This is a genomic window from Cereibacter azotoformans (genome assembly GCF_021391315.1).
Lineage (GTDB): Bacteria > Pseudomonadota > Alphaproteobacteria > Rhodobacterales > Rhodobacteraceae > Cereibacter_A > Cereibacter_A azotoformans.
The window spans coordinates 2,486,740-2,509,687 of the sequence record NZ_CP090021.1; the positions used below are offsets into that span (position 1 = coordinate 2,486,740).

The 22,948-nt window shown below is 66.7% G+C and carries 23 protein-coding genes and 4 pseudogenes; 15 read left to right on the plus strand and 12 right to left on the minus strand.

Going from position 1 to position 22,948, the window contains the following annotated elements; genetic code table 11:
- Nucleotides 1-14: 14 nt before the first annotated feature.
- From LV780_RS12485 to LV780_RS12500, 5 genes and pseudogenes are all read left to right on the plus strand, one after another.
- Nucleotides 15-1,499, plus strand: coding sequence for a pyocin knob domain-containing protein (locus LV780_RS12485; protein ID WP_108221505.1), 1,485 nt, complete (start codon nt 15-17; stop codon nt 1,497-1,499).
- Nucleotides 1,500-1,505: 6 nt separating this feature from the next.
- The gene (locus tag LV780_RS12490; RefSeq protein WP_108221507.1) at nt 1,506-1,823 is read left to right on the plus strand and encodes a hypothetical protein; all 318 of its coding nucleotides are present in this window, start codon (nt 1,506-1,508) and stop codon (nt 1,821-1,823) included.
- 21 nt (nt 1,824-1,844) lie between these two features.
- Nucleotides 1,845-2,162: a hypothetical protein gene (locus LV780_RS12495; RefSeq protein ID WP_407647899.1), complete on the plus strand. Its 318-nt coding sequence runs from the start codon at nt 1,845-1,847 to the stop codon at nt 2,160-2,162.
- Between the two features lie 66 nt (nt 2,163-2,228).
- Nucleotides 2,229-2,303, plus strand: a pseudogene (locus tag LV780_RS22090) (hypothetical protein); the annotation flags it as partial.
- Nucleotides 2,304-2,395: 92 nt separating this feature from the next.
- On the plus strand, nt 2,396-2,713 hold the full coding sequence (locus tag LV780_RS12500; RefSeq protein ID WP_069331184.1) for a phage holin family protein: 318 nt from the start codon (nt 2,396-2,398) through the stop codon (nt 2,711-2,713).
- Nucleotides 2,714-2,745: 32 nt separating this feature from the next.
- Here LV780_RS12500 and LV780_RS12505 read toward each other — a convergent pair whose 3' ends face one another.
- A complete protein-coding gene (locus tag LV780_RS12505; RefSeq protein WP_108221511.1) occupies nt 2,746-2,967 on the minus strand; it encodes a hypothetical protein in 222 nt (73 codons plus the stop codon).
- Nucleotides 2,960-3,232 (minus strand): BrnT family toxin, encoded by a 273-nt coding sequence (locus LV780_RS12510; protein ID WP_108221513.1) that lies wholly within the window; start codon nt 3,230-3,232, stop codon nt 2,960-2,962. The genes LV780_RS12505 and LV780_RS12510 overlap by 8 nt, the downstream gene beginning before the upstream one ends.
- Nucleotides 3,233-3,460: 228 nt before the next feature.
- On the opposite strand from LV780_RS12510, the gene LV780_RS12515 reads away from it, so the two are divergent.
- From LV780_RS12515 to LV780_RS12530, 4 genes are all read left to right on the plus strand, one after another.
- A complete protein-coding gene (locus LV780_RS12515; protein ID WP_108221515.1) occupies nt 3,461-4,267 on the plus strand; it encodes a DNA adenine methylase in 807 nt (268 codons plus the stop codon).
- A 53-nt stretch (nt 4,268-4,320) separates the two neighbouring features.
- A complete protein-coding gene (locus LV780_RS12520; protein WP_108221517.1) occupies nt 4,321-5,130 on the plus strand; it encodes a M15 family metallopeptidase in 810 nt (269 codons plus the stop codon).
- 12 nt (nt 5,131-5,142) lie between these two features.
- Nucleotides 5,143-5,649 carry a hypothetical protein gene (locus tag LV780_RS12525; protein WP_108221519.1) on the plus strand — a complete coding sequence of 169 codons (507 nt, stop codon included), beginning with the start codon at nt 5,143-5,145 and terminating at the stop codon, nt 5,647-5,649.
- 236 nt (nt 5,650-5,885) lie between these two features.
- On the plus strand, nt 5,886-7,556 hold the full coding sequence (locus LV780_RS12530) for a reverse transcriptase domain-containing protein (RefSeq protein ID WP_181318521.1): 1,671 nt from the start codon (nt 5,886-5,888) through the stop codon (nt 7,554-7,556).
- Between the two features lie 204 nt (nt 7,557-7,760).
- On the opposite strand, the gene LV780_RS12535 is transcribed toward LV780_RS12530, so the two are convergent.
- The 5 genes from LV780_RS12535 to LV780_RS12550 form a co-directional block, all read right to left on the minus strand.
- Nucleotides 7,761-8,048 (minus strand): hypothetical protein, encoded by a 288-nt coding sequence (locus LV780_RS12535; RefSeq protein WP_146172308.1) that lies wholly within the window; start codon nt 8,046-8,048, stop codon nt 7,761-7,763.
- A 425-nt stretch (nt 8,049-8,473) separates the two neighbouring features.
- Nucleotides 8,474-9,676: an IS256 family transposase gene (locus LV780_RS12540; RefSeq protein ID WP_117345032.1), complete on the minus strand. Its 1,203-nt coding sequence runs from the start codon at nt 9,674-9,676 to the stop codon at nt 8,474-8,476.
- A gap of 791 nt (nt 9,677-10,467) precedes the next feature.
- The gene (locus tag LV780_RS21960) at nt 10,468-10,599 is read right to left on the minus strand and encodes a hypothetical protein (protein WP_267964952.1); all 132 of its coding nucleotides are present in this window, start codon (nt 10,597-10,599) and stop codon (nt 10,468-10,470) included.
- 430 nt (nt 10,600-11,029) lie between these two features.
- Nucleotides 11,030-11,551 (minus strand): hypothetical protein, encoded by a 522-nt coding sequence (locus tag LV780_RS12545; RefSeq protein WP_233863815.1) that lies wholly within the window; start codon nt 11,549-11,551, stop codon nt 11,030-11,032.
- A 5-nt stretch (nt 11,552-11,556) separates the two neighbouring features.
- On the minus strand, nt 11,557-11,739 hold the full coding sequence (locus LV780_RS12550; protein ID WP_108221521.1) for a hypothetical protein: 183 nt from the start codon (nt 11,737-11,739) through the stop codon (nt 11,557-11,559).
- 229 nt (nt 11,740-11,968) lie between these two features.
- On the opposite strand from LV780_RS12550, the pseudogene LV780_RS22000 reads away from it, so the two are divergent.
- Together LV780_RS22000 and LV780_RS12555 are read left to right on the plus strand one after the other, a co-directional pair.
- Nucleotides 11,969-12,061: pseudogene (locus LV780_RS22000) on the plus strand (peptidoglycan-binding domain-containing protein); the annotation flags it as partial.
- Nucleotides 12,062-12,064: 3 nt separating this feature from the next.
- Nucleotides 12,065-12,253: pseudogene (locus tag LV780_RS12555) on the plus strand (hypothetical protein); the annotation flags it as partial.
- Nucleotides 12,254-12,268: 15 nt separating this feature from the next.
- On the opposite strand, the pseudogene LV780_RS12560 reads toward LV780_RS12555, so the two are convergent.
- Nucleotides 12,269-13,384 (minus strand): annotated as a pseudogene (locus tag LV780_RS12560) (transposase).
- A 278-nt stretch (nt 13,385-13,662) separates the two neighbouring features.
- Entirely contained in the window at nt 13,663-14,787 is a 1,125-nt protein-coding gene (locus LV780_RS12565; protein WP_011910004.1) for a zinc-binding dehydrogenase, read from the minus strand.
- A gap of 151 nt (nt 14,788-14,938) precedes the next feature.
- Between LV780_RS12565 and mog the strand changes: the two genes are divergently transcribed.
- The gene (mog, locus tag LV780_RS12570) at nt 14,939-15,487 is read left to right on the plus strand and encodes a molybdopterin adenylyltransferase (RefSeq protein WP_108222632.1); all 549 of its coding nucleotides are present in this window, start codon (nt 14,939-14,941) and stop codon (nt 15,485-15,487) included.
- Here the strand turns inward: mog and nadE are convergent, their stop codons facing one another.
- Nucleotides 15,488-17,032, minus strand: a complete 1,545-nt coding sequence (gene nadE, locus LV780_RS12575; RefSeq protein WP_108222631.1) for an NAD(+) synthase — start codon at nt 17,030-17,032, stop codon at nt 15,488-15,490.
- A 209-nt stretch (nt 17,033-17,241) separates the two neighbouring features.
- On the opposite strand from nadE, the gene LV780_RS12580 reads away from it, so the two are divergent.
- From LV780_RS12580 to LV780_RS12590, 3 genes are all read left to right on the plus strand, one after another.
- Nucleotides 17,242-19,551, plus strand: a complete 2,310-nt coding sequence (locus tag LV780_RS12580) for an FdhF/YdeP family oxidoreductase (RefSeq protein WP_108222630.1) — start codon at nt 17,242-17,244, stop codon at nt 19,549-19,551.
- Nucleotides 19,552-19,692: 141 nt separating this feature from the next.
- Complete coding sequence (locus tag LV780_RS12585) at nt 19,693-20,190, plus strand: YciE/YciF ferroxidase family protein (protein ID WP_233863818.1); 498 nt, start codon at nt 19,693-19,695, stop codon at nt 20,188-20,190.
- Between the two features lie 108 nt (nt 20,191-20,298).
- On the plus strand, nt 20,299-21,828 hold the full coding sequence (locus LV780_RS12590) for a YifB family Mg chelatase-like AAA ATPase (RefSeq protein ID WP_101341600.1): 1,530 nt from the start codon (nt 20,299-20,301) through the stop codon (nt 21,826-21,828).
- Nucleotides 21,829-21,996: 168 nt separating this feature from the next.
- On the opposite strand, the gene LV780_RS12595 is transcribed toward LV780_RS12590, so the two are convergent.
- Complete coding sequence (locus LV780_RS12595; RefSeq protein WP_108222629.1) at nt 21,997-22,221, minus strand: DUF1150 family protein; 225 nt, start codon at nt 22,219-22,221, stop codon at nt 21,997-21,999.
- Nucleotides 22,218-22,685 carry an Hsp20 family protein gene (locus LV780_RS12600; protein ID WP_011909997.1) on the minus strand — a complete coding sequence of 156 codons (468 nt, stop codon included), beginning with the start codon at nt 22,683-22,685 and terminating at the stop codon, nt 22,218-22,220. Before LV780_RS12600 ends, LV780_RS12595 begins: the two co-directional genes overlap by 4 nt.
- Nucleotides 22,686-22,948 lie beyond the last annotated feature (263 nt).

A 22,948-nucleotide genomic window follows, 5' to 3' on the forward strand; every position in this document is an offset into this window, starting at 1 on the left:
CAAGGGAGCATCCCATGGACTTCTTCTCTCCCCCGCCGACGCCGCCGAACAGCGGCAACCCCGGCACCTTCAACGACAATGCCGACGCCTTCCTGGGCTGGTTCCCCGCCTTCGTGGCCGAGCTGAACGAACTTCTGCCCTATCTCACCGGCGCGGGCTTCGGCGACGGCACCGCCGCAGCCCCCGGCCTCTTCTGGCGGGACGATCGCGACACCGGGCTCTTCCGGCCGGGCAGCAATGCGCTGGGGATCGCGGCCGGCGGCGTCCTCCGGCTCACGGTCTCGGCCCTCGCGCTCACTTCGACCGTGCCGCTCCGGGCGCCGCTCGGGACGGCGGCCGCCCCGGGGATCTCGTTCGAGACCGATCCGAACACCGGGATCCGCAGCGACGGGGCGGATGTCCTGCAGTTCGTCACGGGCGGGGCCACGCGCGGCTTCTTCTCCACCTCCCACTTCCAGTCCACCCTCCCGGCCGTGCTGCCCGGCGGGGCGGCGGCCACCCCCGGCCTCACCTTCGCGGGCGACCTCGACACCGGGATCTTCCGGGCCTCGGCGGACCTCCTCGGGATCGCGGCCGGGGGCGAGGAGCGGTTCCGGGTCGGCTCCGGCCGCGCGGCCGCGCTGGTGCCGTTCAGCGTTCCGGACGGGACGCAGACCTTCCCGGGCCTCACCTTCAACGGGGAGGTGGGCTCGAACACGGGCTTCTTCCTCGCGGCCGAGAACGAGCTCGGCGTCACCTGTCAGGGGACGGAACGGGCGCGGTTCACGCCCTCCGGCATGGAGCTGCAGGGGCTCATGTCCGGCACGGCCGTGACCCAGACCGATCTCGACACCACGCCGGGGCGCCTCCTCAAGGTCGGGGACTATGGCCTCGGCGGCACGGCGCGCACCGCGCCCGGAAACGACGTGGACCAGATCACGACCACCGGCTTCTATCGGGTCACAGGGACCACGCTGAACCGCCCCGGCGGCATGACCGTGGGCACCCTGCAGCACATCCAGCACGGGGCCAGCCGCGCGGTGCAGATCGCCTACCCGCAGACGGCCAGCGACACCGGGCACTGGTGCCGCTCCAAGGACACCACTTGGGGAGACTGGTTCCTGACCTACGACCAGCGCAATATCGTGGGCGCCGTGAGCTGGTCTTCCGGACTTCCGCGCGGCGGCATCATCGAAAAGGGCGAGACGGCTGGCGCCGAGTATGTTCGCTTTGCGGATGGGACGCAGCTTTGCCGCCTGGTCCAGACCGGGGTTCCGGGTCCGACCACTCCGCATGGGCCCCTCTATCGCACCGAATGGCAGACGGTGACGCTTCCCGTCGAGTTCGCGAGTGGGGCCCTGAACGGGCATTGCGTGACGGGCGGCTGCCGGGGCGGCTCCGTGATCTCGCTGCTCGGCCGGCCGGGGGCCTCGAACGTCGCCGCCTACATGCTTCTGTCGCCGACGTCCTACGCCGCGACGCAGGTCGTCGATCTTCTCGTCACCGGTCGCTGGAGGTAACCCGCCATGATGCGCATTCGCATGGTCCCGCTTCGGCGGATGTATGAGCTGACCCTGTTCCGGGTTCAGGGAGACACCCTGACCTGCAATGACATGGTCTACGACTTCAGCGACGTCGAGGAGGGAGACGTGCTCCCCTGGGACGCGATGGACAACACCTGGGTGACCAGCAACGTCACCCGCGTCAACGGCGTGCTCGAGTTCGAGGTGGTGTTCCCCCACGGCTATTACGGGGACATCTCCTTGCCGAACCCGGGCACGATCGAGGTCGAGGATCAGGATATCCCGATCCCGCCCTATCTCCCGCCGTCCGCGGAGGGCTGATCCATGAGCAGGAGGAGAGCAATGATGACGACCGCAACCATCGATTACAGCAGGCTCATGAAGGCCCGGGACATCAAGGCGCAGGCCGAGGCCCGCGCGCGGGGGCCGGCCGAGATCAGCCTGCTGCAGGTCATGATCGTGGTCGGCGAGGAGAAGTGGGCCCGTGCGATGGCCATCGCGGAGGACGCCGCCTACCCATGGGCGATGCGGGCGGCGCTGCGCGGCGCGACGGTGCTCGTCCGGGGATCGGAGACGATGGACACGCTCGCCTTTCTCCTCGGCCTCTCGCCGGAGGAGACCGATCGGCTGTTCATCGAAGCCGCGCAGGTGACGCTGTGAGCCCGGTCCGGTTCAACGCGAGTCGCTGACACGCCGGCCGACCGCGCCGCCTGGGCCGCCTGTCGTCGGCCGTTGCGCGACGTGCTGAGGCGGCTGGGCGCCCCCGCCGGGATCGTCAGGCCCGCAGGCCCGCCTGCCTAAGGCGCTCCCGCCCTCCCGATCATCATGACACGACCCGGCCACCCCCGGCCGGGCCGAGACCCGCGCGAGGCGCGCAGAACAGGAGCGGCGCGATGCCGGAAAAGGGACTGATCGACACCATCACGGCGCTCTGGGGCGGGGCCATCGCCACGCTGATCGCGGCCGCCATGGGGCGGCTCATGTATCACACGGGCGAGGTCCGCGCCCGCCGCCGCGCCTTCTTCGGCCGCGAGCTCCTCTGGGAGATCCCCGCCCTCGTCGCCATGGCCTTCGTGGGCGAAGCGCTGAGCTCGTACCTCAACCTAGACGGCCGCGCCGCCATGGGGCTCGTGGCGATGCTGGCCTATCTCGGCCCGCGCGGGACGACGGCGATGCTGGAGCGGCTCTGGCGGGGAAGGAGTGCGGGGTAACGGAGGCGATCCGAGGCTGCCCCTCACCACGATCAGGGCGCGAGCGCCTTCCGCAGCGCCTCATTCACGAAGGCGCTCTTGTTCGGCATCCCGTCCAGCCTGGAGGCGAGCTCGGGATCGATCATCAGGTTCATGCGCACCTTCTTCTGCTCGCTCGGCTTCGGCGGCCGGCCGCGGCGCGCGTTGGCGAAGAAGTGGTCGTCCAGCTCGCGGACTTCGTCGTCGTCGCCGATGTAGGGTGTCACCTTAGCCATACTTCCTCTCCTCTCGGGCGTTCGCCTTGCGCAGGCTGATCACGCGAAGCACGTCGCCCCGCCAGCACCAGGCCACAACGCAAAGACGGTCGCGGATGGGCGCGACGGTGATGTAGCGGGTCTCCGGGTAGGGCCGCCGCGTGTCCTCGAGGGTCAGCGCGGCATCCCAGTCGATCAGAGCGACGTCGGCGAAATCGAGGCCACGGTCTGCCAGCGTGGCCTGCCGTTTGTCTTCGTCCCATTCGAGTTCGATGCCGTCGCTCACGCGATTAAATATACACACGCAAAAGGCAGCAATCAATATAGGTGTGTAGTGAAAATACGGTCGCGCGACAGCGCGCCCGCAGCGCCCCTCTGGCAGGGGCCGGGCTGCGCGAACAGCCCGAACCACGCGGCCAAAGTCTCACCTACAACCGCGCCAGCCTGTCCGTCGCCTTTCAGACTGCCTGCCACCCCTCGCGAGGGCAGGCGCCTTGTGAGGCAGAATCACCAAATGAAACAAGTACCTCCCGCCGCCCCGGTGGCCCCGTGGCTCGGCGGCAAGAAACGTCTCCACCCGCTCATCCTCGAGCGGATCGAGGCCATCCCCCACCGCGCCTATGTCGAGCCCTTTGTCGGCATGGGCGGGATCTTCCTCCGCCGCCGCTTCCGGCCGCGCCTCGAGGTGATGAACGACCGCAACGGCGAGATCATCAACCTCTTCCGGATTCTGCAGCGCCATTACCCGCAGCTTCTCGAGATCATGCGCTTCCAGATCTGCAGCCGGCGCGAGTTCGATCGGCTGCGGGTCACCGACCCCGCCACGCTCACCGACCTCGAGCGGGCCGCCCGGTTCCTCTACCTCCAGCGGCTGAGCTTCGGCGGCAAGCTCGACGGGGTCTTCGGCGTCTCGGCCGGGCACGGGCCGCGCTTCTCGCTGGCGCGCCTCGAGCCGGTGCTCGACGCCGCCCACGAGCGGCTCGACGGCGTGGTCTTCGAGAGCCTCGACTGGGCGGATCTCATCCCGCGCTATGACACGGCCGAGACGCTCTTCTATCTCGACCCGCCCTACTTCGGCGGCGAGAACGACTACGGTCGCGGGATCTTCGACCGGGCGCAGTTCGCGCGGATCGCCGAGATCCTCGGCGGCCTGAAGGGCGCCTTCCTCATGTCCATCAATGACACGCCCGAGATCCGGGCGCTCTTCGGCCGGTTCCACCTCGAGCCGGTGCGGCTAAGCTATTCGGTCTCCGCTTCGGGCAGCACCGAGGCGCAGGAGCTCCTCGTCTCGAACCGCGAGCGGATCGCGACCCTCCTCTGAAAATCCCACCAGGCCGACCACCCACGCCCCGCCCTCGCGCGGGGCTTTTGCATATGGAGAAAGACGTGACGACTTCCGACATCCAGCGGCTCTTGTCGGCCGCGGGGCTCTACCGCGGCGCCATCGACGGCGATGCGGGGCCGCTGACCCAGACGGCCACACAGGCTGCGCTCGAGGGAGAGCCGATGCCCTGGCGCGGCTGGCCCTCGCGCCGGCAGCGAATCGCGGCCGGCCAAGCGGTGCTGGCGCGGCTCGGCCATGCGCCGGGCCGGATCGACGGGCTCCTAGGGCCCAACACCCGCGAGGCGCTCACCGCCTGGGCTTCGGGGCCCTTGCGCGCCGCCGTCGACCGGGTGACGCTGCCCGGCCATGCCGTGGCCGATGCCCAGGGCGCCTATCCGCGGCAGGAGTCCGTCGCGACCTTCTATGGCGTGGCAGGCGGGCCCGACTGCACCGGCGGGATCGTCGAGCTGCCGATCCCGTTCCGGCTCGCCTGGGATCTCAACACGAGCATCACGAGCTTCCGCTGCCACAAGCTCGTCGCCGCGCCGATGACGCGGATCTTCCGCGAGGCGGTGTCGCACTACGGCGCGGACCAGTTCGAGAGCCTGCGGCTGAACCTCTTCGGCGGCTGCTTCAACCACCGGCCCATGCGCGGCGGCTCGGCGCTCTCGATGCACTCCTGGGGGATCGCCGTCGATCTCGATCCCGAGCGCAACCCGCTCCGCTGGGGCCGTGACCGGGCGAGCTTCGCCGCGCCCGCCTACGAGCCCTTCTGGACCATCGTCGAAGCCGCCGGCGCCACGAGCCTCGGCCGCGCCTGCAACCGCGACTGGATGCACTTCCAGTTCGCCCGCCTCTGAAGGAGAGACCCCATGTCCCCGATCATCGTCCTCGCGCCTCTGGCGCCCCTCGTGCTCATGCTCGCCCTCTGTGCGCTGACCTTCATCCTGCTCGTCGGCTGGCCGCTGGTCGCCGCCCTTGCCCAGGGGACCGCTTCGGTGATCTCGGCCATCATCCTCGCCACGCTCGCCCTCCCTGCCGCCGCCTCGACCGGCAGCGGCCTGCTGACCGCCCTAGCGCCGAGCCTCCTCGATCTCGCAGGCGTGGTGCTCACCGCGCTGATCGGGCTCGCGACCGTCCGTTTCCAGCGCTGGACCGGGATCCAGATCGAGGCCCGGCATCGCGAGGCGCTGCATTCGGCGATCATGACCGCTGCGCGCCTGGCCGTGGCCCGCAAGCTTACCCCCGACGCGGCGACGGAGTTTGCCTCGAGCTATGTCCGGAACTCGGTGCCGGACGCGCTGAAGCAGTTGGCACCTTCGGCGGACACGCTCGATGCGCTAGTCCTGTCCAGGCTTGCCCAAGCGGCCGAGCTCTGAGCACCTAGCCTGCCCGGGGAGTGGCAATCGGCCGCGCTCGTATGACTGCAATGCGCAGAGAGCGGCCAGACGTCAAGGAGATCGCTTGCAGCCTTTCACGATCTATCGTAGCGATGCCATACGAGGTGCTCCCTCGCACTCGCGTTGTCGGAACTGAAACGCAAGACGCAATGAACAGCACAAGTCTGTGGCCTGCATAATCTGATATCCTATGCATGAATGGAGGGGAGCACCTCGTGCCTTCCGGAAGCTATATCTTCGGCTCAGGAAAGCCGAGGATCGGTATACCTGATGAGCTCACGACTCTGAGTAAGATGCTAGACTACCTGGGCATTTCCGATAAGGAGCTTCTAAAGATCAGGCTTTCGCGATCTTTCATGTATAGCGAATTCACGATACCGTCTCCGAAAAAGGCGAGGCTGATATCTGCGCCCGATGCAAGGCTAAAGTTCCTCCAGGGACGCCTAAAAAGCTCTTTCGAGAAATTTTACCGTCCGCGGCTTTCCACCCACGGATTCGTTTCGGGGCGATCAATCATTACGAATGCCGCCATTCACGCCAGAAAGAGGCATGTCCTAAGTTTAGATCTGAAAGCCTTCTTTCCGTCGATCACAGAGAACCGGGTACGAGGGCTGTTCCGAAATCTCGGATTTGCCACCGACGTATGTGACGCGATCACAACAATATGCTGCCACGCAGGGTACCTTCCGCAAGGGGCGCCGACGAGCCCCATTATATCAAATTTGATCTGCTTCTCGCTAGATCGAGACTTGCACAGTTTCGCAAAGAAGCAGAATTTGGTTTTTACTAGATATGCTGATGATATTAGTATCTCCACGAATGGAACGCCCGCGGGTCTATTTTCAGCTACCGTTCCTTCTCCGGGGAAATTAGATATCAGCGCCCTTTCAGTCGATTTGATTGACGTGGTCGTGAAGAATGGGTTCTTTCTGAACGAGGAAAAGATTCGCTTTTCATCCGGATCGCACAGGAAAATTGTGACCGGATTAATTGTTAATGAGTTTCCGAATGTTCCGAGGACATACATAAGTAACATTCGCGCAATCCTTTTCAGCATTATGAAAGACGGATACGCCGTCGCAGAGGCAAAGTTCCGACAGAAGCGCCCGTCGGCGAAGCGATCACTGGAGCAGTATTTGCGCGGGAAGCTCAATCACCTTGCCAATGTCCGAGGCAAAGGTGACCCGATTTATAGATCACTGGCAGACAAGTTCAATAAAGAGTTTTTGCCGTCCCTCGCGACGGAGCCGACTCCCCGGGAGAGGCAGAGCTCGGGAATATGGATTATAGAGTGGCAATATAATGACAGAAAAATAGATAAACTATATGGCGAAGCGGAGGCCAATGGGCAGGGAATTATGAGTGTAACTGAGGGGGCTCAGGGAACAGCTTTCTTCTTGGACGGTGTCGGACTCGTAAGTGCCGAGCACTGCGCGCCGCCGGAGGAAATTGATTTGGAATTCTTCCGCGTATTTCATCCATCAGCTCCCAATTTGAAATTCGAAGTCAAAGTCGCCAAACGATGCAAAGTGAGAGACATCTGCATACTCAAACATGATGTCCCAGAAAATAAGTTCGAAGGATTGAAACCTTGCCGAGTTCCTGCTCGAGGCGGTGATGTTGTCAGAGCGTTCGGCTTTACGGATTATCAGGTGGGAGATGCCGTTACTACATCAAGAGGGGAAGTCTCTCATGTGGCAACGAGATCGGGCGTCAAACTCTTGAACCTCTCGTTTAAAATTGGCCAAGGTATGTCCGGAGGCCCAATTATGGATAGAATGGAGAGGGTTGTCGGGGTTGTTCATAAGGGCGGGCCGTTGGAGCTACGCGACTATGCTGTCACTCTGAACGCCGTCCTTAGTCTTCATGAGGAAGCCTCGCTGTAGCGCGCCGCTTGGTGCTTTTTGCTTTTATTTCCGGCTCAGTCAGATCGGCATCGCGACCACCGAAGTCTGCCCGCCATACTCTGCTGACTGTCGATTTGAGTCGATCCGCAAGACTGTTTATGAGAGACCATCTGTGGAGGCTGCACGGTAGCCCTTGACAGAGGGTCATCGGCGGTAAAGGGCCGGTGGTCAGTCTTGACGTATTCAGCGAGGCTTTCCATCGATGATAATATCTTCATAGAAGATGTTGGCTGGACCTGCGGGCGTCTTGAAGCGGAGTCCCCAGTCCGGACACGCTTTTAGGTGTTCTGCAACGTCCTCCAGAGAACGGTAAAACACGGCGTTTGCTGACTCGTTGTGACCGTCTCCGGCCGGATGCACACGGTAGCCACCCCTCTTTCCGAAGCGATCTGGCTTCGTTGCCTTGTTGTTGGGGTCATACCAGTGCGGCTCCAGTACGACGCCGTTTAGTTCAACGTATATTTTTGTCACGATGGCTCCTGTTGCTCTGCCAGCCCCAAAGGACAGGCTCAGAACGGAATCAAATAATACAATGATTGGGAAACCAGGCACACTTCAAGCCGTCTGAGAGTGCGTCCCGGATCGTCAGGTGGTCCGTATCGCATGTCGTTCTGTAATCACGTTGGTCAAGAGCTGATCTTGCTGCGTGCTGGATTCGAAGATCCTCCCCGTGGTCCCGCAAGGGGTGGCATGTTGGCGTTCACGGCCGTCAGCGCCTTCTCGACCGAGCGCCGAGGAAGCACGAGCGATAGCTGCCGTTCGCTGCGAGAAAAAAAGAGACTGTTCCAAGCCAACGTCGCACAGCGGGAGCGACTAAGGGAACGGGCGTAAAGATCGTGTCCCATCTTGTGGTGTAGCTGACCGCGGGCCTCGTGCTCGGAAGCGGGTCGAGCTGGTCAGTCGCGCTGCGCGGCAGGCAGGCTGACGGTGAGATCATCGCAGACCGGAGCGAGGGTTTCCAGCGTCAGGTATCGGCCGCGCTGGACGGTCCATTCCTCGGTCTGCTCCATCAGGATCGCGCCGACCAAGCGGCGGATGGATGCTTCGTTCGGAAAGATCCCGACCACGTCGGTGCGCCGCTTGATTTCGCCGTTGAGACGCTCGATCGGATTCGTGGAATGTAACTTGGCGCGGTGCTGGGCGGGAAAGGTCATGTAGGCCAGCACATCCTCCTCAGCCGTGTCCATGAGCGTGGCGAGCTTCGGCAGCTTGGGCCGCATCTGGTCGGCCACGAGCCGCCATTGCGCCTTGGCCGCCGCGTGGTCCGGCTGGGCGAAGGCGGTGGCGATGAAGGCGGAAACCACCCGTCGGCTGTTCTTGCCGGCATGCGCCAGGGCATTGCGCTGGAAATGGACCCGGCAGCGCTGCCAGCTGGTGGACAGCACCCGGGCCGTGGCAGCCTTGATGCCCTCGTGCGCGTCGCTGATCACCAGCTTCACGCCGGAGAGCCCGCGGCGCACGAGGTCGCGCAGGAACTCGGTCCAGAACGGCTCGGCTTCCGAGGCCCCAATGGCCATGCCCAGGACTTCGCGTCGCCCATCCGTGTTCACGCCGACGGCGATGGTGACGGCCACCGACACGATGCGCCCGCCCTGGCGGACCTTGAGGTAGGTGGCGTCGATCCACAGATAGGGCCATTCGCCCTCGATCGGCCGCGTGAGGAAGGCGTCGACCCGCTCGTCGATCTCTTCGCAGAGCCGGCTGACCTGGCTCCTGGAGATCCCGGTCCCGCCCATGGCCTGCACGAGATCATCCATCGCGCGGGTCGAGACGCCCTGGACATAGGCTTCCTGGATCACGGCCGTCAGCGCCTTCTCGACCGAGCGCCGCGGCTCGAGGAAGGAGGGGAAATAAGAGCCGGTGCGCAGGCGGGGGATGCGCAGTTCGACACTTCCGGCCCGGGTCTGCCAGTCCCGGTCGCGATAGCCGTTGCGCTGCGCCAGCCGCTCGCTGCTCTTCTCGCCGTAGTCGGCGCCAGTCCTGGCGCCCACCTCGAGCTCCATCAGCCGCTCGGCGGCGAAGCCGATCATCTCGCGCAGCAGGTCGGCATCAGCGCTCTTCTCCACCAGCGCACGGAGGTCCATCATGGGTTTGGTCATCGGGGGCATTCCTCGGTTCAAGGTTGGCTCAGCAACCCGACCCTACCGAAAAACCCGATGACCACCGCACCGCCGCCCGCCCGCTACGGCGCTTGATGTGAGCGCGCGAGCGGGCGGCGGCGCTACCGGCGAGCTACACCATTTGAAGGGACGTCACCGGCGTAAAACCTAGTCCGGCGCAAATCGGTACTCCTAGTGCCTTAGACCTCACCGGAAAGGACTTCTCAGATCTTCCGATAGCCGGTCCCGTTGAGCGCAGCATCGGGTGGCCTGACGCGATCCCAGTCCGGCGGGGGACAATTCTCTGCAGCGATCTATGCCAAGAAGAACGGAAGCGTCCAGCACATCTTGTGACGGCTGACCTGATGCCTGAGTTACTTTCCTTGATGTCGAAGGGCCGGTTCGACAAAGCAGCATCGTAGGATCAAATGGACCCTGATGGACCCTGAGCGTCCGGTCAGGGCTGGCTGCGGACGCTCCATGCATTGCAAGTCAGACACAATGGTCGAGCAGGGCCGCTAACTGAGCAAACGCGGAGTGACACGCGCCATGCTGCGCGCAGTGCAAGATCCCAAGTTTCCCCGAGCGGCGACGGGTCAAGACTGCGTGGGACACCCGCCTCCTAACCCCTTGATCCTTCTAAAGCCGATCCCGCCGGGCGTGGGACACTGAGTGCCTGATATTGCTGGGCCTCAGGCATCTATTGAGGCGCCCTCCGGGCCTGCCATTCTGCCTTTTTTCGCTTTGAATTCAAAGGCATGTGCTCCACATTTTGTGGCCGTGGAGCACCTTCACCAATCCATGCCCGCCAAGGCCGCAAAAGCGGCGGCTGCCAGGGTGCGGCGCTCCACCCCTTTCGTGTAGATCTCGGACGTCTTGGCCTGCGTGTGCGCCATGATCGCCATGATCTGGTGCTGGGGCATCCGGCCTCCGCGAGCAGCTCTCCCATCGCCTTTCGGATGCCGTGCGAGGACTTGCCCTCGATGCCGGCGGCGGCGCACCATTTCCGCACGCGGTTGCGGAGGCTCTCGGCCGTGCTGAAGGGCCTGCCGTAGTCCGTCAGGAGATAGGTCGCCCCCTGCACCTTCTGCGCGCGCGTGGCCTTCAGCAGCTGCGGCAGCAGCGGGACAGAGACCGGAGCGCTACCCTTCTTCCCGGGCTGAAACTCAATCCAGAGAGCCCCTGCCCGCTCCACCTCGTTGCCGCGGCCGAGCTTGCGCGCGTCGTCGATCCGGCAGGCGGTGAACATCTGGAGCGTCAGCCACAGGTGCGCGGTGGTGCCCAACGGATGCTTGGCACGGAACTTCTTCAAATCCTCGGCCGTCCAGGGTGCCGCGCCTCCACCGCCCCTGTTCAGCTTCCCGATGCCGGCGGCCGGGTTCCCGGTTGCGATCTCCGCCTCGTCGATCGCCCACCGATACATGGCCGAGATCGACTTGATGAGGTTGTCGGCTTCGCGGGCTTGTGTCGCCACTGGTCGCGCGCCGCGATGATTGCGCTGCGCGGGGCCTGCATGTCGTATTCGCCATAGGTGCCGCCGTCGTCGGTGGGCATCGCGCACATGCGGCGGAGCTGCGACTTGCGCTGCCTGAGCGTGAGCGGGGAGGCCTGCCCGGCCTCGACCACGCGCGCCAGGTGTGCGAGATACTTCTCTACCAGCCATTCGATCGAGTGCGCGACTGCCGTCGTCTTGGTGGCGGGGCCTGTCCACTTCTCGCCCGCGCGTGCGGCGCGGTAGTGATCCCAGAAGTCGGGATGGTCGGGCGCGACAGGGATCACCGTCACCTTGGTCTTCCGACCTTCGGCGCGCACCCTGTAGCGGGTCGATCCGGACGGCAGCTTCTCAGCCCACAGTCCGGGATGGTGGATCTTCACCGGTGTCACCTGCTTGGCCACTGCTTGGGCCCAGCACGCTGCGGCGCGGGCGCCGATCCGTCCACCGCCGCGGTGATGCGGATCGTCCCGTCCTTCGTGATCTCCATCTCGCCGACCTTCAGCCCGCTCTCCTTCCATGCCGCGATGGCGCGGCTGATGGCGGACTTCGTGACGGTTGCTGCCGGCATGCTCAGACCCCATCCCCTTTGCGCGGCGCGGCGGCATCCTTGACCATGCCCCGCGTGAACTCCGCCTCGCATAGCCCGCACGTGCAGTGGCGGAACTCTTTGCCAGGGACCCCTTGGTAGCCGTGCCCGCGCACGATCACCGCCACCTCCGGATGCGGGGATCCACCCCGTCTAACAACCGTCTGACACCGCCCCGCCATCGTGCGGGGCTTTTTCATGGGAGAATGATGTGGACGTGCGAGACATCCAGCGGCTGCTTGCGGCCGCAGGGCTCTACAAGGGCGCGATCGACGGCGACCCGGGCCCGTTCACCATGGCGGCTGTCGCCGTCAGCCCCCGCACCGCACTCGATCTCCTTGCCCGCATCCAGAAGCACACCGCCCACGCCGGCAAGCGCAGCTTCCACGGCCTGAGCAAAACCGCCCCGGAGCAACTCGACCTCTTTCACGCCCCGAGCCTGCCAAAACCGGCCCGACACCGCTCGTGTTGTCACATTTTCGGCCAATCGGCCTGAACGATGTCAAAATGCTTAGCGACTTTGCTGATGAACTTGGGTGCCCCGACGCAAGTCGATCTTCTTCCGGCAGCGCTGCGAGAGGGCGTAGCCCTCGTGCCGGGTGGTCCGGCCGTTGATCGCCGAGAAGCGCGCCTTTTGCGCGACATGAGGCGTGACGCAGGCCTGCCGCAGGTCCTGGACGAACTCCTCGGCGTCATAGGCCTTGTCGGCGCCGAGCGTCAGCCGTTTCGTCGAGCCGCGCGAGTGGCGGTGGACCATGTCGAGCGCGGCCTTCCGCTCGGCATGACCGTCCGCCTGCGTGACCTCGGCCTGCACCACGAAACCGTGCCGGTTCTCCATCGGGCTTGCGTCGGGAAAACGGTCCACTGGACGGTCTCCTTATCCTCCTCCCATGAAACACAGGACCGCGCCGGCGCCGGGAGATTTCTTGTAAAGCCGGGCCTCCGGATCGGTGACCGAAGCGTGAGTGGCGTTCGAGCGCTTCTGGCCCCGGAAGTCGACCTCGGCATTTCGGGTTCTGGGTTTCGGCGGGGTCATCGGGGCGGGCTCGGGCTTCGTCTCGGTGGGTTCAGCTTCGGCAGAGGGCGGAGGGGCTGGCGGATCGTCGGGACCGCCGCCGGGCTCTGCCGCTTCCTGCTCCGGCTTTGGCTGGAAGCTCTTCATCGACGCCCAGGCCTTGATGAGCGTCCCATCCACCGAGAAGTGCTCGTCGGAGAGGAGCGGCGCAATCTCGCAATGGGAGAGGATCGCCGCCAGGAACTTCTGCGCGATATCCGTCGTCAGCAGCCGGTCGCGGTTCTTGCTGAACACCGTGGCCACCCAGACCGGATCGTCGATGCCCAGCCCGACGAACCAGCGGAACAGCAGGTTGCACTGCATCTGCTCCATCAGCTGCCGCTCGGACCGGACGAAAAACAGGATCTGGATCAGGCTGGCACGCAGCAGCCGTTCGGGAGCGATCGAGGGGCGGCCATCGGCGGCGTAGAGCCGGTCGAACTCGGCGTTCATGCTGACCAGCGCGTCGTTCACGACCCGGCGTATCTTGCGAAGCGGGTGACGGGCCGGAATGCGCTCCTCAAGGTCGACGTAGCTGAAGAGCGACCCGCTCGTCTCGTCCGTCCCGCGCATCAAGAGACCCCACGTGCTTCCCGGAAGGGTGAATCACGTTCTGAACCCGCGTCGAGGCCGGGTTTTTCAGCAACCTGCCAAGCAACCCAAGCACCTGAATACATGCACCTTTCATGTTCCTCCGGACCTGCCCGACCGCTATTTTCGTAAATGATTTGGGCATTTGGCGTCAGCGGGACCTGTTTTCGCTACAGCCCGAAAGGGAAGCTCCGGCCATCAGCCGTTTCGCGCACCGGAGCCGGGCCGTGGACCCGGGAGCGGAGGCCGGCGCCGCGCGCTCATCCGATCTCCACCACCTGCCGGATGGCGCTCCCGTCGGCCAGGCGGTCCATCGCGAGGTTGATCTCGTCAAGCTTCAGCCGGTGGGTGAGCATCTTTTCGACCGGCAGCAGACCGCGCCGGTGCAGGGCCAGCATCCGCGGCAGGTCGCGCTGCGGCACGCAGGAGCCGATGTAGCTGCCCTTCAGCGTGCGCTCCTCGGCCACCAGCTTCAGCGCGTCGAGCGGCATCCGCTCGTGCGGAGCGGGAAGCCCGCCGGTGATGGTCATCCCGCCCCGGCGCGTCACCTCGAAGGCGGTCTCGAGCGCGCGGATCGAGCCTGCGAACTCGAACGCATAATCCACGCCGCCGCCGGTCAGGTCGCGCACGGCCGAGACCGTGTCCCCGTCGGCGGGCACGGCGAGGGTTGCCCCCATGGCGCGCGCCACCTCGGTCTTGGCCGGGAACGGGTCGATGGCCACGATCTCGCCCGCCCCCGCCGCGGCCGCGCCGAGGATCGCCGACAGTCCCACGCCTCCCAGCCCCACCACGGCCACACGGGCGCCGGGCCGGATCTGCGCCGTGTTGAAGACCGCCCCCGCCCCGGTCAGCATAGCGCAGGAAAACAGCGCCGAGACATGGGGCGGCACATCCCGCGGCACCCGGACGAGCGAGGGCCGGGCCACCACCGCATGGGTGGCAAAGCCCGAAATGCCCAGGTGGTGATGGACCGGCCGGCCCTCGTGCGACAGGCGCCGGTGCCCGGTCATCAGCTCGCCCACCCCGTGATGCCGCGCCGCCCGCTCGCAGAGCGCGGGCCGCCCCTCGGCGCAGGGGGTGCAGCGGCCGCAACCGGGGGCGAAGATGCAGACGACATGATCGCCGGGCTCGAGATCCTCGACACCGGCGCCCAGCGCCTCGACATAGCCGGACGCCTCGTGGCCGAGCACCATCGGCAGCGGCCGACGCCTCGTGCCGTTGATCACGGACAGATCCGAATGGCAGACGCCGGCCGCGGCCACCCGGATCAGCACCTCGCCCGGTCCCGGCGCCGCGAGATCGAGTTCGCGCACCACGAGCGGCCGCTCCTCGGCGTAGTTCCCCGCGATCCCGTCACGCTCCAGCACCGCTGCGGTGATCTTCATGCCTCATCCTCCCTTTTGGGCCAGAGTAGGGTGCATTGGCCCGCCCGTCAGGTGAAAAGCGGCGGGGCGCACGCCGTCCGCCAAAGCCGGGGCTTCTCCTTCCGGGCAAGCCGGGCCAGAGTGGGCCGGACGACCGGAAGGAGCGACAGACGTGAAGATCGCCATCGTGACCGCCTCGGACCGCGCCAGCCGCGGCGAATACGAGGACCTCAGCGGTCCCGCCATCGCCGGCTGGCTGGCCACCGCCGTGACATCCGAGCACGAGATCCTGCGCCGGATCGTGCCGGACGGGATCGAGTCGGTGCGTGAGACGCTGATCGACCTCTGCGACCGCGAGGGGGCCGCCCTCGTCTTCACGACGGGGGGCACCGGCCCCTCGCCACGCGACCTCACGCCCGAGGCGATGGTGGGCGTGATCGAGAAGGAACTGCCGGGCTTCGGCGAGCTTCTGCGGATGATCGGCCTGCAGCAGACCCCGACCGCGATCCTGTCGCGCCAGACGGCCGGCGTGCGGGGCCGGACGCTGATCGTGAACCTGCCGGGGCAGCCGGCGGCCATCGCCCTCTCGCTGCAGGCTGTGTTCGCAGCCATTCCGAAGTGCCTCGAGCTGATCGGGGCCGGAACGATGACCGTCTCGGAGAGCTGGGGCGCGGACGGGACCGCCGCGCCGCGCCTGCCCGACTACCTGCGGCCCTCCTGATCAGCCCTTGGCTTCCTGCAGCACGCCGAGCCCCTCCCCGAGCGCGCGGCGAACGGTGGCCGCCAGCACCTGCCGGGGGCTGCCGGGCAGGTAATGCTCGCTTATCCGGGTCTCGCGCCCGCGCAGGGCGACGGCGAGACAGACATATCCCGGCGGATGGCCCTCGTCCTCGCCGGGCCCCGCCACCCCCGTCACGGCCAGCGCGAGATCGGCTTCGGGGGCTGCGGCCAGCGCCCCCTCGGCCATGCGTCGCGCGACCTGCGGATGATAGACGGTCTTTTCGGCAATCAGAGCCTCGGGCACTCCGAGAGCCGCAAACTTCATGGACGGACGATAGACGACGAAGCTGCCCTCGAGCACGCCCGAGCAACCGGGAACGCCCGAAACGCAGGCGGCGATCATGCCGGCGGTGCAGGATTCGGCCGTCACCAGCCGACAGTCGGCAGCCTTCAGCGCCCGCACCAGCCGGGCCGCAAGATCCTGCATCTCTCCGGAGAAGCCAAGGAGCGACTGGTCCGCGCGCAGCACCGCCGGGCGGAACAGCCGTTCATCGAGACGGTCGAGCGGATCGTAGCGGTCGGCCTTGGGATGGTCGAACCGGATCGGATTGACCCTCTTGTGCCAGGTGGCCTTCATCCGTGCCAGAACCGTGCCGAGCACCTCCTGCGCATGCCGGTCCTCATCCATCCGCAGCGCAAAGGCGAGATGCTGGGTGGTCAGCCCCGGATCGTCGCGCAGGGCGGAGGCCAGCGCGAACTGCACGATGTCCCATTCCAGATAGGTGGCGCCGATCTGGGCCTCGTCGCCGCCGCCGATCCCCAGCCCGTCCGTCGGCATGGCACGCCAGGTCCGCTCGGGCACGCCATGGGCACGCGCCAGCCACGGCACCTCCCAGGACTTCAGCAGCGACTGGACGGGCGCCAGATCGCCCACGTCGCCATGCAGCGTCCAGAACCCGGCGCTGAGCTCCGAGAGATTGTCGGTGCTGGCCACGAGGCCCCCCAGCCGATGCGCCTGATCATACAGCGTCATCATCCGAAGCCGCGCCCGGAGGTTTCCCCGCCGCGTCCGGGCGGGCCCCTCGTCCGACGCGACGAGATCGCCATCGAGATCGCCAAGCTGCGCGACCGCGGCCCGGTAGGCTTGCGAGAGATCGAGATGGAGATGCTCGATCCTCAGTGCCTCGCAGGCCTCGATGCCGCGCTCGGTCTCTTCGGGGTTCTGCTCGATGGGCAGCGTCAGGCCCACGACACGCCAGCCCGCCGCCTTGAACAGCGCCGCCGTCAGCGCCGAATCGACACCGCCCGACATGCCGAGAACCGCGGTCGAGATCGAGCCCTGCATCCGGTATTCGGCCAGATCCTGCACCAGCCGTGCACCGACGAGATCGAGATCGCGGGGCGGAAGGAACAGGCCTCGCTCCACCTGCTCGGCCAGGCGCTCGGCGAACCAGGGAGAGAGCTCTCCGGTCAGCCGCTGACGCGACAGATCGAGGATCTCCTCGACCAGCGTTTCCGTCACGCCGCCGGCATCGGCCTTGTTCATGATGTCCCTCCTGCTGCTGTCCTGCCGCGGAACAGGGGCCGCGAGACATATGTTCCAGCGACTGGCACGTCCGGCGGGATCGGTCCCGCGCCAGCGGAAGCCGCATCCCACGGTCGCGTGCTTCGGCGGCCATCCGTTCGCCTCTTGGCGAAGTGACGGAACAGCGGGCGTTCGCGCCGGTTGCACCTCCGCCAGTCAAGGAGGATCCGATGACCCAGCCCAAGGAGAACCGGCAGCGTCAGGACACGCCGCATTATGAAAGAGCCTCGGGCAGCTGGGGATCGGTCCGCGGGATCGCCAAGGTGCTGCTCGACCAGAAGCCGGGGCCGGGCGTGGTCCAGACGCTCATGCGCCAGAACAAGCCCGGAGGGCACATGTGCACCTCCTGCGCCTGGGCCAAGCCCGCCAAGCCGCACCTGTTCGAGTTCTGCGAGAACGGCGCCAAGGCCACGATCTGGGACCTGACCACGGACCGCTGCGGCCCCGAGTTCTTCGCACGGCATTCCGTCTCGGAACTGCGCGACTGGTCGGACCACGACCTCGAGAAGACCGGGCGTCTCACCCATCCGATGCGTTACGACGCGGCGACGGACCATTATCTGCCCGTCAGCTGGGAGGACGCCTTCCGCGAGATCGGATCGAGGCTCCGCACGCTCGAGCCCGCCCGCACGGTCTTCTACACCTCGGGCAAGGCCAGCCTCGAGACGGCCTTCCTCTGGCAGCTTTTCGCCCGCGCCTACGGGCACAACAACCTGCCCGACAGCTCCAACATGTGCCACGAGACCACAAGCGTCGGGCTGAAGAAGGTGACGGGCTCGTCGGTCGGCACCTGCGTGCTCGAGGATTTCGACCATTGCGACATGATCCTCTTCCTCGGCCAGAACACCGGCACCAGCAGCCCACGCTTCCTGCACGAGTTGCAGAAGGCGGTGCAGCGCGGCTGCCGGATCGTCACGCTGAACCCGGTGCGCGAGCGCGGGCTGGTCGAGTTCGTGAACCCGCAGAACCCCTCGCAGATGACGCTCGGCAGCCCCACCCGGATCTCGGACATCTACCTGCAGGTCCGGCCGGGCGGCGACATCGCGGCGCTTGCGGGGATCTGCAAGCACCTCTTCGCGCTCGAGGAGACGCGCGGCGGCATCATCGACCGCGCCTTCGTGGCCGAACACACCTCCGGCTTCGACGCGTTCGAGACCCGCATCCGCGACACCTCGTGGGACGAGATCGAGCGCGTCTCGATGCTGCGCCGCGCCGATCTCGAGCAGGTGGCCGAGATCTATGCCCGATCCGAGCGCGTGATCGGCATCTATGGCATGGGTCTGACGCAGCATGTGCACGGCTGGCTCAACATCGCGATGCTGGTGAACCTGCTGCTGATGCGCGGCAACATCGGGCGCAAGGGCGCGGGCATCTCGCCGGTCCGCGGCCATTCCAACGTGCAGGGCCAGCGGACGGTGGGCATCAGCGAGAAGCCCTCGCTGGTGCCGATCGACAAGCTGGAGGAGCTGTTCAACCTGAACATCCCGCGGGACGAGGGCTGGAACACGGCCGTGGCCGCAGAGAAGCTGCTGGATGGCACGATGCAGGCGTTCCTCTCGCTCGGGGGCAACTTCGCCCGCGCGATCCCGGACCAGAGCCGGACGGACAAGGCCTGGGCGGGGCTCGAGCTGAACGTGCAGATCGCCACCAAGCTCAATCGGTCGCACACGCTGGTGAGCCGGGACAGCTGGCTTCTGCCCTGCCTCGTGCGGGCCGAGGAGGACCGCCAGTCGAGCGGCCCGCAGGCGGTCTCGATGGAGGACAGCCTCAGCCACATCCACGGCTCGGTCGGCAAGCGTCCGCCCGCCTCGGGCTGGCTGCGGTCGGAGCCGGCCATCGTGGCGGGCCTCGCGCGGGCGACGCTGGACGAGAACCCCCGCCTGCGGTGGGAGCATTGGGTGGGCGACTACCGCCACATCCGCGACCTGATCGAGACCTGCTGGCCCGACCAGTTCGCCGCCTTCAACGCGCGCCTCTTCACGCCCGGCGGCTTCTACCGCGGCAACGCGGCGCGCGAGCGCGAGTGGAAGACCGAGAGCGGCAAGGCCCAGTTCACCGCACCCAAGCAGCTCTGCGCCCTCGGCGAGCCGCCCGCGGGCGAGGACATGACCCTCGTCACGCTGCGATCGAACGACCAGTTCAACACGACGATCTACGGCTTCTCGGACCGGCTGCGCGGGCTGGAAGGATCGCGCGACGTGGTGCTGATGAACCCCGAGGAGATCGCGCGGCGCGGGCTGCATGAAGGGCAGAGGGTGACGCTGGAATGCGCCGTCGGCGACGGCATCCGGCGGCGCGTGTCGGGCATGCGGGTGACGGCCTATGACCTGCCCGATGCCTGCATCGGCGCCTATTACCCCGAGGCGAATGCCCTCGTCCCCCTCTCGGCGCGGGACGAGCTGTCGGGGACGCCGGCCTACAAGGGAACGCCGGTGCGGATCCTGACCGATCCGGCGGCGGCCGAAGCCGGCCTGCCGTGAGCCCGCCGTGAGCCCGCCGCGCGCCCGTGCGCGATCCGGCCGCCGTGCGGATTTCCACGCCGCCGGCGCCGATGCCGACGTACCTGCGGAACAAGCGCGCGTCGCAGCCGTTCCAAGGCCACAATCTGCATGGAGACGGACATGAAGACCAAGGAACTCGACGCGGCCTTTCTCGACGCGCTGAAGGACATCTACTACGCCGAGCGGCAGATCCTGAAGGCCCTGCCCAAGATGGCGCGGGCGGCCCAGTCCGAGCAGCTCAAGGACGCCTTCAAGACCCACCGTGAGGAGACCGAAGGCCAGAAGGAGCGGCTCGAGAAGGTGTTCGAGCTTCTGGGCAAGCGCGCCCAGGGCAAGACCTGCCCGGCGATCGACGGCATCATCGAGGAAGGCTCCGAGGTGATGGAGGAATACAAGGACAGCCCGGCACTCGACGCAGCACTTCTTGCCGCGGCGCAGGCGGTCGAACATTACGAGATGGCCCGCTACGGCACGCTGGTCGCCTGGGCCAAGACCCTCGGGATGGACGATGCCGCCACGATCCTCGCCGAGACGCTCGAGGAGGAGAAGAAGACCGACAGCCTGCTGAGCGATCTGGCGGGCTCGGAAGTGAACCAGAACGCCGTGGCGGCGGCCTGATCGAAGGGGAGGGGCGCGCCGCGCCCCTCCACCGCCGGGCCTCTGCCCGGTTCTGGTTAACGCATGATCAAGGATTTCCCGCTAAGGCTCGCACGAGAGGGGAAGTCCATGATCGCCCGAGCCTTCACCGTCGCCTTCGAAGGCGTGGATCCGCGCAGCGTCGAGGTCCAATGCGCCGTGTCGCCCGGCCTGCCGGCCTTCGCCATCGTCGGTCTGGCCGACAAGGCGGTCTCCGAGGCGCGCGAACGGGTGCGGACGGCTCTCGCCGCCATGTCGATCGCGCTGCCCTCGCGCCGGATCACCGTGAACCTCTCGCCCGCCGACCTGCCCAAGGAGGGGTCGCACTTCGACCTCGCCATCGCGCTTGCGCTTCTTGCCGCGCTCGAGATCATCCCGGCCGACGAGGTGGAGCAGACGCTTGCGATCGGTGAATTGTCGCTCGACGGGCGGCTCGTGCCGGTGGCGGGCGCGCTGCCCGCCGCGGTCGCCGCCGCCGAGCAGGACCGCTCGCTCCTCTGCCCGAAGGCCTGCGGGGCCGAAGCGGCCTGGGTTGGCGCGACGCAGGTTCTCGCGGCAACCACCCTTGCCGAAGTGGTGCGGCATTTCTCCGGCCAGTCGCCCATCACGCCCGCCGAAGCCGGAGAGGTGGCCGGCGGCCCCGCCACGGCGGTGGATCTTGCACAGGTGAACGGGCAGGAACGGGCCAAGCGCGCGCTCGAGATCTCGGCGGCGGGCCGCCATCACCTGCTGATGATCGGCGCACCCGGTTCGGGCAAATCCCTGCTTGCCCGCTGCATGCCCGGCATCCTGCCGCCGATGACCCCCGCCGAGGCGCTCGAGACCTCGATGGTCCATTCGCTTGCCGGCAAGCTCGGCGACGGCGGGATCAGCCGGACGCGGCCCTTCAGCGATCCCCACCACACGGCCTCGCCCGCCTCCATCGTGGGCGGCGGGCGCCGGGCGGGCCCCGGCGAGGTGAGCATCGCCCACAATGGCGTCCTATTCCTCGACGAGCTGCCCGAGTTTCCGCCGCGGGTGCTCGACACGCTGCGCCAGCCTCTCGAGACGGGTGAGATCATGGTGCCCCGCGCCGAGGCGCGCTACCGCTACCCCTGCCGGTTCCTGCTGATCGCCGCCGCCAACCCCTGCCGCTGCGGTCATCTCGCGGATGCCTCCAAGGCCTGCAGCCGCGCCCCGTCCTGCGGGGACGAGTATCTGGGCCGGATCTCGGGTCCGCTCATGGATCGGTTCGACCTGCGGATCGAGGTGCCTCCGGTCGATTGGGTGGACGGCAGCCTGCCGGCGGCGACCGAGGATTCCGCCACCGTCGCCGCGCGCGTGGCCGAGGCCCGCGCGATTCAGGGCCGCCGCTATGCCGGCCTGCCGCAGATCCGGGTGAACGCCGACGCCGATGGCCCGCTGCTGGAACAGATCGCCTCTCCCGACGCCGAGGGACGGGCCCTGCTCGGCCGCGTGGCCGAAAGGTTTGGCCTCTCGGCCCGTGCCTATCATCGGATCCTGCGCGTGGCCCGCACCATCGCCGACCTCGACGGCGCGCAGGACGTGCGACATCCGCATCTCGCCGAAGCGGTCAGCTACCGCCTGACCGCGAGCACGAGGCCAAAGCTCGCGGGCTGAGAGTTGGCCCGCGAAGACCCGCCCTCGCCACAAGACCCGCGCCTGGCGCACCCCGATCATCAGGCCGGCCGCGACAAAACGGGCCGTCACAGGCACGCAGAACCCGCGGGATTGCCGCATGCGCCGCCCGGTCATCCGGCACCCGCGCGGCGCGAAGATTGCGCAGGATCAGTGAACGCTCACCGGCGCAAGATCGTTCTGGCGGGCGAGCACGAAGGCGAGGTGGCGGTCTCGCACCAGCGCGAGGCGCTCTCCGTCCGCGGCATGAACCGCGAAGACGTGGTCCAGCCCCCGGGCCATCGGCTGAACCTCCTCGGGAAGCTCGGCCACGGGCACCGGACGGACATAGACCAGCCTGCCCATACCTTCGGGGAAATCAAACGGCGTGTTCATTGCTCGACTCCTTCCTTGATCGCGCGGCTGCGTCCGATCGGGATCGTCTGCACCATTGGCTGCGGCACCAGCCGCCTCAGGTCGATGTGCAGCAACCCGTGCTCCATGTTCGCCCCTGCCACCTCGACACCGTCGGCCAGCACAAAGCTGCGCTGGAACGCGCGCGAGGCGATGCCGCGATGCAGGAACACGCGCTCGGCCGCGTCTTCGGTCTGGCGGCCGCGCACGACAAGCTGCCGGTCCTCGACCGTGATGGCGATGTCATCCTCGCGGAAGCCCGCGACGGCCAGCGTGATCCGGTAGGCGTTCTCGGCCACGGCCTCGATGTTGAAGGGCGGATAGCCCTCGCTCGCCGTCTTGGCCGTCCGCTCGACCAGTCGCTCGAGCTGCTCGAAGCCGAGAAGGAAGGGATGGCCCCCGAAAGTCAGTTTGGTCATTCCGTCATGTCCTTGCACAAGCGACATTTCTCTGCGGAACCCCACGCGGGCATTCCGTTCCCCAGATATGGGCGGATGACCGGCGCCTTGCAAGGCCGGTGGCGCCGCGCGACGCGCCCGGATGCCGAGGTCGGCACGGGCTTGGCGGCTTGGAAACGCGGCTGCCGCCGGGGCCTGCCCCGCCTCCGGCACGGTCCGCTCGAAATCGAGAGAACGCGACATCTGGATCCGCGCACTATTCTTCCCGCAGACGCTCGCGATCTGTATATTCGTGTTACGGCGACTCATCC